This is a genomic window from Actinomadura bangladeshensis, assembly GCF_004348335.1.
Taxonomy (GTDB): domain Bacteria; phylum Actinomycetota; class Actinomycetes; order Streptosporangiales; family Streptosporangiaceae; genus Spirillospora; species Spirillospora bangladeshensis.
The window spans coordinates 21,476-33,049 of the sequence record NZ_SMJW01000074.1 but is presented as its reverse complement, the minus strand read 5'-3'; the positions used below and the strand labels follow the sequence as shown (position 1 = coordinate 33,049).

Below are 11,574 nucleotides of genomic sequence, written 5' to 3'. Positions count from 1 at the left end.
ACCCCGCTCCCGAGCCCGCCCGCCGGCCCGACCGGGCCGCGATCCTCGATCTGCTCACGTCCGAGACCGGCCGCTCGGACGTCGAAGACCGCGCCTTCGCCGACCTCGGCCTGGACTATCCCGCCCTCCTCGCCCTCGCGACGCGGCTGCACGGCGAACTCGGCCTGCACATCCCGCTGGGCGAGCTGCTGGCAAAGCCCTCGGTGCCCGAGCTCCTGACGCGCCTCACCGGGCAATCCGCCGGGGAACGCAGGGTGGGCGGCGCCCGAGAGGACAAGGCCGGGGAAGGCGTCGGCAGGGTGCCGGGAGTGGAACGCAGCGCGGCGGACATCGAGGAGTGGCTGGTGGAGCGGGCCGCGGCCCGGCTCGACCTGCCCGCCGGGACCATCGACGCCACCGCGCCGTTCGCCGCGCTCGGCCTCACGTCCAAGGCGGCGGTCGCCCTGGTGACCGAACTCGGGAGGTGGCTGGGACGCGACCTGGCACCGAACACCGTCTTCGAACGGCCGACCATCCGGGACGTGGCCGACCGCCTCGGCGTCGAAGCGCACGGGAAGGACGCGGGCACGCCGGCCCGCGCGGATGCCGACCACCGAGCCGGAGCGCGCGCGGAGAAGGCCGGCACCGGGCCCCGGCCGCCGGACGCCGCGGAGCCGATCGCGGTCATCGGGCTGGGCTGCCGCTTCCCCGGCGCGCCCGATCCGGAGGGGTACTGGCGGCTGCTGCTCGACGGGCGGGACGCGGTCGCCGACGTGCCCGCCGGACGGTGGGACGCCGCGGGTGCGGACGCGCCGAGGCGGGGCGGGTTCCTCGATCACATCGACCGGTTCGACGCGCGCTTCTTCGGGATCTCCGCCCGCGAGGCCGAGCGCATGGACCCCCAGCAGCGGCTCCTCCTGGAGGTCGCCTGGGAGACGTTCGAGGACGCGGGCATCGCGCCGGACGGCATCGCCGGCAGCGACACCGGCGTGTTCGTCGGCATCAGCGGCCACGACTACGCCGACCTCCAGATGGGCGACCTCGACGCCATCGACGTGTACGCCGCGACGGGCACCGCGCACTCCATCGCGGCGAACCGGCTGTCGTACCAGTTCGACCTGCGCGGCCCGAGCCTGGCGATCGACACGGCCTGCTCGTCCTCGCTCGTCGCGGTGCACGCCGCCTGCCGCAGCCTGCGCGCCGGCGAGTGCGGCACCGCGCTCGCCGGCGGCGTCAACCTGCTGATCAACCCGGCGCTGTCGGTGGCGTTCGCGCGCGGCGGGATGCTGTCCCCGGACGGCTCCTGCCGCACGTTCGACGACGCGGCGAACGGCTACGTGCGCGGCGAGGGCGCCGGGCTGGTGTGCCTGAAGCCGCTGTCGCGCGCGCTCGCGGACGGCGACCGGATCTACGCGACGATCGACGGCGCCGCCGTCGGGCACGGGGGACGCGCCAACGGCCTCACCGCGCCCAAGGGGTCGGCGCAGCGGCGGGTCATCGAGCAGGCCCTCGCCGAGGCGGGCACGGACGGACGCGGCGTCGACTACGTCGAGGCGCACGGCACCGGAACCGTCCTCGGCGACCCGGTCGAGTGGGAGGCGCTCGCCGCGGTGTACGGCGCGGGCCGCGCCCCGGACGCGCCCTGCCCGGTCGGCTCCGTCAAGGCCGGCATCGGGCACCTGGAGGCGGCGGCCGGCATCGCCGGGCTGATCAAGGCGGTGCTGGCGCTGTGGCACGGCGAGCTGCCCCCGCAGCTGCACTTCACCACCCCGAACCGCCGCCTGGCCTGGGACGGGTCGGGCCTGACCGTGGCGACCGGACCGATGGGCCCGCCGGCGCGGGCGGCGGTCAGCTCGTTCGGGTTCGGCGGCGCCAACGCGCACGTGATCGTGCGGCGGGCGCCCGAGCCGGAGCCGCCGGCGGACCCGCCGGGCGGGGAACGGTCCGTGCAGGCGCTGTCCCTGTCCGCGCACACGCCGACGGCGCTGGCGACGCTCGCCCGCCGGTACCGGGCGCACATCGCGGCCCGCCCGGACGTCGAACTCGCCGACCTGTGCCATGCGGCGAACACCGGCCGGGCCGCGCTCGCGCACCGCGCCGTCCTGACGGCGGGGTCGATGACCGAACTCGACGGGGCGCTCTCCGCGCTCGCGTCCGGTGCGGCGTCCACCGATGTGACGCTCGGGCACGCCGCCGGCCGTGCCCCGAGGCCCGCGTTCCTGTTCAGCGGCCAGGGCACCCAGTACCCCGGGATGGGCCGCGGGCTCCACGAGGCCAGCCCCGTGTTCGCCGGTGTCATCGACCGGGCGGAGGAGGTGCTGCGCCCGCTGATGGGCCGCTCGCTCCGCGACCTGCTGTTCAGCGAGGACGACCCCGCCCTGCTGAAGCGGACCCGGCACTGCCAGCCCGCGCTCGTCGCGGTCGAGGTCGCGCTGGCCCGGCTGTGGGAGTCGCTCGGCGTCCGCCCGGCGGCGGTGCTCGGGCACAGCGTCGGCGCGTTCGCGGCGGCGTGCGTCGCCGGCGCGCTGTCGCTGGAGGACGCGCTCACGCTCGCCGCGACCCGGGGCCGGCTGATGGACGAGCTGCCCGGCTCCGGTGCGATGATCGCCTGCTCCGGGGACGCCGGGCTGATCGAGGAGGCGGCGGCGTCGGCGCCGTCCGTCGCCGTCGCGGCGGTGAACGCGCCGGGCCACCTCGTCCTGTCCGGCCCGGCGGACGCGATCCGGCGGCTGGCCCGCGACCTGCCGGAACGCGGCGCGGTCGTCCGCCCGCTGGCCGTCTCGCACGCCTTCCACTCGCCGCTGATGGCCGCCGCGGCCGAGCCGCTGCGGGACGCGGCCCGCGCGGTCGCCGTCCGGGAGCCGGGCATCCCGTGGATCTCCGACCACACCGGAGAGCCCATGGGCCGTCCCGAGCCCGGCTACTGGGCCGACCACCTCCTCGGCGCCGTCCGGTTCGCCGACGGGGTCGCCGCCCTGCGGCGGCTCGGCTGCGACGCCTTCGTGGAGGCGGGCCCGCACCCCACCCTCCTCGGGCTCGCCCGCACCGGCCTCGGGGAGGAGGCGGGGACCGCCCTGTGGCTGCCGTCCCTGCGCCGCGGGGCCGACGACTGGCGGACGTTCCTCCGGTCGGCGGGCCGCTGGCACTGCGCGGGCGGCGGCGTCCACTGGGCCGGGCTCGACGCCGGCCGGCCGCGGCGGCGGGTCGCCGCGCCGCACGCGGTGTTCGAACGGAGCCGCTACTGGCTCAAGGCGCCGCCGGCGCCGGACGGCGAGCAGCGAAGGGAGATCGAAGTGAACGGCAACGGCCACGTGCACGTCGACGCGGATCGGGTCCTGGCGTGCGTGTCCAGAGTCTCCGGCTTCCCCGTCGAGCAGATCCCGCCGGACGCCCGCGTCACCAGCGAGCTGGGCCTCGACTCGCTGATGAGGGGCGAGCTGGAGCGCCACCTCGCCCCCCTCTACCCCGGCCGCGTCGAGGAGCTCCGGGAGACGCTGCCGGAGGACTTCACGATCGGCCAGCTCCTGGACGCCCTCGGCGGCACCGCCGCGACCGTCCAGGCCCCGCCGGCTCCCGAACCCGAACCCGAACCGGAGCCCGAACCCGAACCCGAACCCGCGACCGCGCGTCCTGTCGTGATCCAGCGGCGGTTCGAGGAGTGGGAAGAGTACGCCGAGATGCTGGAGCGGCTCCGGCTGATCGAGTCGAGCGGCCCGAACGCCTACGAGCGCGTCCACGACGGGTTCAACTCGGGCCTCATCCACATGAACGGCCGCCGGGTCGTCAACTTCTCCGCCTTCAACTACCTGGCGCTGTCGGCGCACCCACGGCTGCGCGAGGCGTCCAAGGCCGCGATCGACCGGTACGGGACGTCCAGCTCGGCGACCCCCCTGCTGTGCGGGGAGACGCCGCTGCACCACGAGCTGGAGGCGGAGATCGCCGGGTTCCTCGGCACCGAGGCCGCGATCGTGTTCGCCGGCGGGCACGCCACCAACGTCGCGACCGTCGGGCACCTGTTCGGTCCGGAGGACCTCATCGTCCACGACGAGTGGATCCACGACAGCACGGTGCGCGGCTGCATCCTGTCGGGCGCCCGCCGCCGCCCGTTCCCGCACAACGACTGGCGGGCGCTGGACCGCATCCTCGGCGCGATGCGCGGCCGGTTCCGCCGGGCGCTGGTGGTCATCGAGGGCGCCTACAGCCAGGACGGCGACCTGCCCGATCTGCCGCGCTTCATCGAGGTCAAGCGGCGCCACGACGCGATGCTGATGATCGACGAGGCGCACTCGCTCGGCGTCCTCGGCCGGACCGGACGCGGCGTCGGCGAGCACTTCGGGGTGAATCCGGGCGACGTCGACCTGTGGATGGGCACGCTCAGCAAGGCCATCGGCAGCCTCGGCGGCTACATCGCGGCGCGCCGCCCCCTCATCCAGTTCATGAAGTACACGACCCCGCTCTACATCTTCAGCACCGGGATCTCCCCGGCCAGTGCCGCCGCCGCGCTGGAGGCATTCCGCGTCATCCGGGACGAGCCGGACCGCGTGGCGCGGCTGCACGAGCTGTCCGACCACTTCCGGGCCGCGGCGCGCGCCCGGGGCCTGGACACCGGCGTGTCCCACGAGACCGCCGTCATCCCCATCATCGTCGGCGACTGGGGACGGGCCATGGAGATCTCCAGCGCGCTGCTGGAACGCGGCGTGAACGTGATGCCGATCGGCTACCCGGCCGTGCCGCGCGACAAGTGCCGGCTCCGGTTCTTCGTCAACGCCGACCACCGCGAAGCCGACCTCGACCGCTCCCTCGACCTCCTGGTGGACGCCATGGACATGACATCGCCCGAGAACCGGACACCGCGCCCGCGCGAGCCCCGGCAGACCGCCGTGCGGCGAACGGCGACGAGACACGGCCCCGGAGACGCCGACGTGCTCGTGACGGGCGCGTCCGGATTCATCGGCGGCCACCTGACCCGGCGGCTCGCCGAGATCGGGCACCGGGTGCGGGTCCTCGTCCGGGAGGGCAGCGACCGGTCCGCGTTCGCCGACCTGCCCGTCGAGGTCGAGGTCGGCTCCCTCACCGACCTGGACGCGCTGCTGCGCGCCACCGACGGCGTCCGGCACGTCTACAACTGCGCGGGCAAGTCCGCCGACTGGGGTCCGTGGGAGGAGTTCGAGCAGGCCAACATCACCGGCTGCCGCAACCTCGTGGACGCCGCCCACCGCGCCGGCACCGTCGAGCGGTTCGTGCACCTCAGCACGACCGACGTCTACGGGTACCCCGTCCGGCCGTGCGACGAGCGCACCGAGCCGAACGACATCGGGCTGCCCTACAACCGCAGCAAGCTGCTCGGCGAGAAGGCGGTGCGGCGGGCCGCCGAGCGGGCCGGGCTGCCGCTCACCGTCATCCGGCCGGTGTCGGTGTACGGGCCGCGCAGCAAGGACTTCGTCGTCGAGATCGCGGCCCTGCTCAAGAGCCGGCAGATGGTGTACGTCCGCAAGGGGGCGGCCCCGGCCGGGCTCCTCTACGTCGCCAACGCGGTCGACGGGATGATCGCCGCGTGCGGGTCGGAGGCCGCCGCCGGCGGCGTCTATAACCTGCGCGACCCCGAGATGACGACGTGGCGGGAGTACATCGAGGCGCTCGCGGCCGGGCTCGGCGTCAAGCCGCCCGCGATGAGCCTGCCCCGGCCGCTGGCCGCCGGCGTCGCGGGCGCGGCGGAGCGGGTGTACGGGGCGCTGCGGGTCAAGGCGCGGCCCGTCCTCACCCGGCACGCCGTCCACCTGCTGGAACGCGACCAGTCGTACCCGATCGACCGGGCCCGCGAGGACTTCGGCTTCAAGAGCGAGGTCGACTTCGAGGAGGGCATGGCCCGGACGATCGCCTGGCTGGAGTCGCCGGAGGGCCGGGAGCAGCTCGATGGCTGACACCGGCACCGGCACCGAGCAGCGCGCCTGGTTCCCGGGCGTGACCGCCGACCCCGAGGCGGCCGTGCGCCTGATCTGCTTCCCGCACGCGGGCGGGACGCCGTCGGTCTACCGGGACTGGGACGCGCACGTCGGCGAGCACGTCCAGATCGTCCCGGTGCTGCTGCCCGGCCGGAGCTTCCGGCTGGAGGAGCGGCCCCGCGGCGAGCTGCGCCCGATGGCGGAGGACATCGCCGCGGCGCTCATCGACGGGGGGCTCGCCGGTTCCCACGCGCTGTTCGGGCACAGCATGGGCGCGCTGCTGGCCTACGAGGTCGCCTGCGAGCTGCGCGACCGCGGAGCCGGGGAGCCCGTCCACCTGTTCGTGTCCGGCAGCCGGGCCCCGCACTTCTACGGCGACCGGATCGGCGCGGAGCTCACCGACGACGCGCTGCTGCGCATGGTCCGCGACCTCGGCGGCCTCACCGGCGCCGGCGTCGACCCGCGCTCGGGCGGCCCGCAGTTCGCGCGCCGCATGCCGGTGCTGCGCGCCGACCTCACCGCGTGCGAGCGGTACCGGTGGGCGCCGCGCCGCCCGCTGCGCTGCCCGATCACCGCGTTCTCCGCCGCGGGCGACCCGATCGCGGCGCCGGCGCAGGTGGACGAGTGGCGCGAGTACACCTACGGCTCGACGCTGCGCCGGCACCTGCCCGGCGGCCACTTCTACCTGGCCGGCCCGGACCGGGACGCGCTGCTGCGCGAGCTCCGCCGCGAACTGGGCGGGCACCCCCGCGCCCACACCATCGACCCCCGGAGGACTCGGACATGAAAGTCGCGACCCTGGCCAAGCTGGCCGGAGGCCGGCAGGTCCCGCTGCTGCTGTCGCTCGGCCGGAGCCTCGTCACGCCCCTGTACCGGGCGTCGTTCCTCGCCGCCGCGTCGGGCAGCGGCGTGCTGCGGCGGCTGGCGGTGCGGCCCTGCGACCTGGACACGCTCGCGGCGGCGCTCGGCGTCCGCGAAGACCGGCACGTGCTGCGCGCCTGGCTGGACATCGGGGTGCGGCTCGGCGAGCTGGGCTTCGACGACGGCTGCTACAAGCTGCGCGGCCGGGCCGCGAAGGCGCTCGGCGACCCGCGCAACGACGCCGTCGCCGCCGCCCTGGAGGAGGTCGCGCGGTTCCACCTGCCCGTCCTGCTGGACGCCCCCGCCATGGCGCGGGGCGGCCGGCGGCTGACGCTCGGCGACCAGGACGGCGCGGTCATCGCCCGCTCCACCCGCGTGGTGCAGCCGTTCGTCGAGGAGGCCGTCGGCCTCGTCATGAACCGGGACGAGCCGCGCCGGCTGCTGGAGGTCGGCTGCGGCAGCGGCGTGCACGTCCGGCACGCCGCCCTGCTGAACCCGCGGCTCACCGCGCTCGCGATCGACCTGCAGGACGACGTGGCCGCCGGCGCCGCCGCGAACATGGCCGCGTGGGGCCTCGCCGACCGCGTGCAGGTCCGCCGGGCGGACGTCCGCGACCTGGACACCGAGCCGGTGTTCGACCTCGTGACCATGCACAACAACATCTACTACTTCCCCGAGGACGAGCGGGTGAAGGTGCTGGAGCGGGTGCGGTCGCTGCTGGCGCCCGGCGGCCGGCTGCTGCTGACCACCGCCTGCCGGGGCGGCGCGGTCGGCATGGAGGTCCTCGACCTGTGGTTCGAGTGCGCCGACTTCGGCGGCCCGCTGCCGCACGCCGCCGAGCTGGCCGCCCAGCTGGAGGCCGCCGGGTTCACCGGGGTCAGGGAGCGGCGGCTCATCCCCGGCGAGCAGTTCCGCGCCTTCGTCGGCACCAACCGGGCCCCGGGCCACGGCACCGCTGAGGAGCTCATCTGATGGCGACCCCGTCTTCTGTCAAGGGCAAGACCTCTGCCAAGGGAAAGACCTCTGTGAAAGAGCAGATCCTCGTGCTGGGCGCGGGCGAGGTCCCGCCCGCCGGGCTGCTCGGCGGCAAGGCGACCCGGCTGGACGAGATGCTCCGCGCGGGCCTGCCCGTCCCGCCCGCCTTCTGCCTGACGACCGCGCTGTTCGAGCGTTTCCTGCGGGAGACCGGCCTGGACGCCGACATCGCCGGGACCGAGCCCGCCAAGCTTCGCGAACGCATCGTCGCGGCGGACGTCCCGGACGGCATCGCGGCCGCGATCCTGGCGGCGTACGGGGACCTCGGGCGGCCCCGCGTCGCCGTCCGGTCGTCGGCGTCCGCGGAGGACTCCGAGTCCCATTCGTTCGCGGGCCAGCACGACACCGTGCTCGACACCGCCGGGGACGGCGCGCTCCTCGACGCCGTCAAGGTGTGCTGGGCGTCGCTGTGGACCGACCGGGCCGCCGCCTACCGGGACGCGTCGCAGGCCGGGTCGATCGCCGTGGTCGTCCAGCAGATGGTGCACGCCGACACCGGCGGGGTGCTGTTCACCCGCGACCCGGTCGGCGGGCGCACCGACCGGTTCGTCGTCGAGGCGTGCTGGGGCCTCGGCGAGGGCCTCGTCGCGGGCAAGGTCACCTCCGACTTCTTCCTCGTCGACCCGGCCGGCCCGGAGGTCGTCGAACAGAAGATCCGCTACAAGGTCACCAAGTGCGCGCCCGTCGAGCCGGGGACGGTCGGCCTCGTCAAGGTGGACGCCGCCGCGCGCAACACCGCGTGCCTGACGCCCGCCGAACTCGCCGAACTGGCGCGGCTGGCCGTGCGGGTCCGCGACCACTACGGCGCGGAGCAGGACATCGAATGGGCCGTCCGGGACGGGAGGCCGTACCTGCTGCAGACCCGTCCCATCACGACCACGCCCGTGCGCGACCGGCGGACCAGCCCCTACCTGTGCCCCGTGCCCGACGCCGTCCGCGAGGGGACGCTGTGGTCGCGCATGGACATCGGCGAGATCTTCACCGGCGTCATGTCCCCGCTCGGCCAGTCGTTCGCGCAGTACTACCAGCACAACGTCCACCGGGGCTGCGCCGTGTCGACGGGCGTCCGCGACCCCGGCGACATGTCGCTGCACATGGGCAACCTGCAAGGCCACGTCTACCTGAACATCTCCTACACGGCCTACATGCTCGGCCAGTGCCTCCCCACCAAGGACCAGAGCCGCTTCACGAGCCGCTTCGTCAGCGAGGAAGTGGACCTCGACACCTACGAGAACCCCTTCGGCGAATGGCCGGGCGGCGCGGAGGAGCTGAAGGCGGCCGGATTCTGGCTGAAGACGTCCATCGCCGAACTGCGGAACATGAAGAAGCGCGCCCGGCGGATGGTGCGGTCCCGCTTCTACGAGTTCGACCGCGCGCAGGGCATCGACCTGGCCCGGCTCGACCGGCCGGAGCTGAACGCGGAGCTGGCGCGGCGGCTCGCCTACTTCCACGACATGCACGTCGGCTACATGCCGTACTACATGAACGCGTTCGGCTTCTACGGCGTCCTCGAAGCGCTGTGCGGCGCCTGGCTCGGCCAGGAGGGCACCAGCCTGCGGAACCGGATCAAGACCGACATGTCCAGCCTGCGGACGGTCGAGTCCGCCCGCGAGATCTGGGCGCTCGCCCAGGTCGCCCGGCGCGACGACCGCGTCATGGAGATCATCCGGGGCGGCGTCGGCGAGGACGTCCCGGCCCTGCTGCGCGCCGACGACGCCGGCCGCGCCTTCTGGGACGCCCACATGGTCCCGTTCCTGCGCGAGAACGGTACGCGCGGGCGGCAGGAGATGGAGCTGACCCACCCGCGCTGGATCGACGACCCGTCCTACGTCTTCCAGATGATCCGCCGCTACGCCGACGAGGGATTCTCCATCGACGACGTCCTCGACCGCGCCCACGACCCGGGCGAGGACGCGGCGGGTGAGGCGCTGCAGCGGCTGCCCGCGCCGAAGCGCCGCACGATCGAGCGGGTCATGGCGCTGTACGAGACGTGCAGCCGGCTCCGCGAGACCACCCGCATGTCGATGATCACCTCGATCTGGCTGGTGCGGCGCGTCGTCTACGAGGTCGGCCGCCGGCTCGTCGCGGCCGGGGTGCTGCGCTCCCTGGACGAGGTCGCCGACCTCGACTTCGCCGACGTCCTGGCCTACCTGGACGGCGACCGGGACGCCCGCGAGGTGTTCTCCCGCGCCAAGCTGGAGGAGGCCCGGCGGACGTTCCAGTCCTACGCCCGGCTGCCCGAGCCGCCGCTCAGCCTCGTCGGCGAATGGGACGTCACCACGGCCGTCCGCCCGGCCCCGGACGGCGTCCGGCTGGAGGGCCTCGGCGCCAGCCCCGGCCGCGTCGTCGGGCGGGCCCGCATCATCGAGGACCTCGTCTGGCAGGCCGACGAGTTCCAGGTCGGCGAGGTCCTGGTGACCCGCTTCACCGACGCGTCCTGGACCCCGCTGTTCGCGATCGCGGGCGCGGTCGTCACCGACATCGGCTCCATGCTCTCGCACAGCTCGATCGTGTCCCGCGAGTTCCGCGTCCCCTCCGTGGTCAACACCAAGCACGCCACGCAGACCATCAAGACCGGCGACCTCGTCACGGTGGACGGCGACCGGGGCGTGGTCGAGGTCGTCGAGACCGACGAAAGGAAAGACGGATGATCCCGAACCAGTGGTACGCCATCCTCCGGTCCGAGGACGTCGGCACCAAGCGGCCCACCGGCGCGCGGCGCATGGGCATGGAGCTCGTCCTGTGGCGGGACACCGCCGGGCGGCTGATCTGCCAGTCGGCGCGCTGCCCGCACAAGGGCGCCAACATGGCGGACGGCCGGCTGCGCGGCGACACGCTCGGCTGCCCGTACCACGACTTCCGGTTCGCGGCCGACGGGCAGTGCACCCTCGCGCCCTGCCTGGGCACGGGCGGCCGCATCCCGAAGTCGATGCGGCTGGACACCTACCACGTCCGCGAGCGCAACGGCCTGATCTGGCTGTGGTGGGGGGACGACCGGGAGGTGCTGCCGGACGTGCAGATCCCGCCCGAGGTCGCCGACCGCGAGGACGTCCACGCGACGGGCGCGTGGCAGCAGCCCGTCCACTACACCCGCTACATCGAGAGCCTGCTGGACTTCTACCACGTGCCCGTCGTCCACCGGGACCACTGGTTCAACGTGCTGGACTACGTCGGCTGGAGCGGTACCCCGAAGAAGCTCGGCCTGGACGGCCGCCGGCGCTACCTCGCGATGACGAAGGTCGAGGACAGCCGCCTGGAGGTGGACGGGACGACGCTGCGGCACACCTTCCGGCTGGTCGGCGAGGGCGACCCGACGAACGTCGCGCCGATGTCCGTCACGTTCACCTTCCCCGGCATGGTGCACATCCACACCGAGCCGTTCGACGTCACGATCTGGATGACGCCCGTCGACGACGAGCACACCCAGGTGCTGTTCCGCTGGTACGAGGACAAGCACCTCGCGCCGCTGCTGCGGGCCCCGGGCCTGCGGCGCGTCCTGCCGAAGCTCGCGCTGTTCGCGCAGAAGCGCGTCCAGGAGGTGCAGGACATGAACATCGTCACCCGCATCGAGCCCAAGGTCACCGGGCGCGGCGTCAACCGGTTCGTCGCCGTGGACGAGCTGAACGCCAAGTACGTCGTGATGCGCGACCAGCTCCGCAAGGAGGCGGGCCTGCCCGACGCGGGCGACGATCCCGGCCGGGCGGAGCCCGGCACGCTCAACGGGGCGTCCGCGGAGGACGCGGCGAAGGTGTGACGG

5 protein-coding genes are annotated in these 11,574 nt (G+C 74.2%); all 5 read left to right on the top strand.

Features of this window, described 5'->3' with window-relative positions:
- On the top strand, window positions 1–5,900 hold a 5,900-nt coding region (locus E1284_RS16690; protein ID WP_131940007.1), incomplete at its 5' end, for a type I polyketide synthase.
- On the top strand, window positions 5,893–6,708 hold the full coding sequence (locus tag E1284_RS16685) for a thioesterase II family protein (protein WP_131940006.1): 816 nt from the start codon (window positions 5,893–5,895) through the stop codon (window positions 6,706–6,708). The genes E1284_RS16690 and E1284_RS16685, both read left to right, overlap by 8 nt.
- Complete coding sequence (locus tag E1284_RS16680) at window positions 6,705–7,754, top strand: SAM-dependent methyltransferase (RefSeq protein ID WP_131940005.1); 1,050 nt, start codon at window positions 6,705–6,707, stop codon at window positions 7,752–7,754. The genes E1284_RS16685 and E1284_RS16680 overlap by 4 nt, the downstream gene beginning before the upstream one ends.
- Window positions 7,755–7,807: 53 nt before the next feature.
- The gene (gene redH, locus E1284_RS16675; RefSeq protein ID WP_207923787.1) at window positions 7,808–10,468 is read left to right on the top strand and encodes an undecylprodigiosin ligase RedH; all 2,661 of its coding nucleotides are present in this window, start codon (window positions 7,808–7,810) and stop codon (window positions 10,466–10,468) included.
- On the top strand, window positions 10,465–11,571 hold the full coding sequence (locus tag E1284_RS41540) for an aromatic ring-hydroxylating oxygenase subunit alpha (protein WP_165965303.1): 1,107 nt from the start codon (window positions 10,465–10,467) through the stop codon (window positions 11,569–11,571). The genes redH and E1284_RS41540 overlap by 4 nt, the downstream gene beginning before the upstream one ends.
- Window positions 11,572–11,574 lie beyond the last annotated feature (3 nt).